The organism is Empedobacter sedimenti (genome assembly GCF_030005555.1).
In the GTDB taxonomy this organism is placed as follows: Bacteria; Bacteroidota; Bacteroidia; order Flavobacteriales; family Weeksellaceae; genus Empedobacter; species Empedobacter sedimenti.
Genome location: NZ_JASCQG010000044.1, coordinates 1 through 661, shown reverse-complemented (window position 1 = coordinate 661; position 661 = coordinate 1). Strand labels below are relative to the sequence as shown.

Genomic DNA, 661 nt, shown 5'->3' with positions numbered 1-661 from the left:
AGTAGGTTTATCCCCAGATAAAAGTAGTTTACAACCCATAAGGCCGTCATCCTACACGCGGGATGGCTGGATCAGGCTTCCACCCATTGTCCAATATTCCTCACTGCTGCCTCCCGTAGGAGTCTGGTCCGTGTCTCAGTACCAGTGTGGGGGTTCACCCTCTCAGGCCCCCTAAAGATCGTAGACTTGGTGAGCCGTTACCTCTCCAACTATCTAATCTTACGCATGCCTATCCTACTGCGATAAATCTTTCAAAAAAAACTGATGCCAGTATTTCTATTATAAGGTATTAATCCAAATTTCTCTGGGCTATCCCTTTCAGTAGGGTAAGTTGCATACGCGTTACGCACCCGTGCGCCGGTCTCAAGTTACCGAAATAACTCTACCCCTCGGCTTGCATGTGTTAAGCCTCCCGCTAGCGTTCATCCTGAGCCAGGATCAAACTCTCCATTGTAAATAATTTTGTTTGAAGCTTAATGCTTCTGTTTTTTACAACTTCGAACTTCCTATAGCTCCATTATTCAAGGATTGACTAATTTCGTTTTTGGCTTTATTTTCTTCTGTTTATATCTTAAATTTCAAATGAACTTCTCAGTTTCAAACTTACTGCGTTTCTCTGTTTCTGTAAGCGGTTGCAAAGGTAAAACTTATTTTTTAACTA

The 661-nt window shown here is 42.4% G+C and carries 1 rRNA gene; it reads right to left on the bottom strand.

What is annotated here, in order from left to right:
• Nucleotides 1-454, bottom strand: a 16S ribosomal RNA gene (locus tag QHG34_RS15830); the annotation flags it as partial.
• Nucleotides 455-661: the final 207 nt, after the last annotated feature.